1 protein-coding gene is annotated in these 1023 nt (G+C 65.8%); it reads right to left on the bottom strand.

All coding sequences use genetic code 11. The annotated features are described in order from the left end of the window. Positions 1-1023, bottom strand: a 1023-nt coding sequence (gene prpC / locus C7416_RS28795) for a bifunctional 2-methylcitrate synthase/citrate synthase (RefSeq protein ID WP_111522014.1), incomplete at both ends; no start/stop codon positions are given.

The following is a 1023-nucleotide window of genomic DNA, read 5'->3' on the forward strand; positions in this document are numbered from 1 at the left end:
GATCGGCACGAACTTCAGGTTCTCCGGCCCGGTGTAGTTGGCGCTCGGGCGGATGATCTTGTTGTCGATGCGCTGCTCGATGATGTGCGCGGCCCAGCCCGAGGTGCGCGAGATCACGAACAGCGGCGTGAACATCGCGGTGGGCACGCCCATCATGTGGTAGCTGACCGCGCTGAACCAGTCCAGGTTGGGGAACATCTTCTTGATGTCCCACATCACCGTTTCCAGGCGCTCGGCAATGTCGAACATCTTCATCGAGCCGGCGTCCTTCGACAGCCGCTTCGCCACTTCCTTGATCACCTGGTTGCGCGGGTCGCCGGTGGTGTACACCGGGTGGCCGAAGCCGATCACGACTTCCTTGTTCTCGACGCGGCGGGTGATGTCGGCCTGGGCCTCGTCCGGGTTGTCGTAGCGCTTCTGGATCTCGAACGCGACCTCGTTGGCGCCGCCGTGCTTGGGGCCGCGCAGCGCGCCGATCGCGCCGGCGATCGACGAGTACATGTCCGAACCCGTGCCGGCGATCACGCGCGCGGTGAAGGTCGACGCGTTGAACTCGTGCTCGGCATACAGGTTGAGCGAGGTGTTCATGGCGCGCTCCCACAGTGCCGACGGCTTCTCGCCGTGCAGCAGATGCAGGAAGTGGCCGCCGATCGAGTCGTCGTCGGTCTCCACCTCGATGCGGCGGCCGTTGTGGCTGTAGTGGTACCAGTACAGCAGCATCGAGCCCAGGCTGGCCATCAGCCGGTCGGCGATGTCGCGCGCGCCCGGGGTGTTGTGGTCTTCCTTCTCCGGCAGCACCGTGCCCAGCACCGACACGCCGGTGCGCATCACGTCCATCGGGTGCGCGCTGGCGGGCACCCATTCCAGCGCCGCCTTGACATTGGCGGGCAGGCCGCGCAGCGACTTCAGCTTGGCCTTGTAGGCGGCCAGCTCGGACTTCGTCGGCAGCTTGCCGTGCACCAGCAGGTGGGCGATTTCCTCGAACTCGCAGGTCTCGGCGATATCGAGGATGTCGTAGCCGCG

It is taken from the genome of Cupriavidus phytorum (genome assembly GCF_003254285.1).
Classification (GTDB): domain Bacteria; phylum Pseudomonadota; class Gammaproteobacteria; order Burkholderiales; family Burkholderiaceae; genus Cupriavidus; species Cupriavidus phytorum.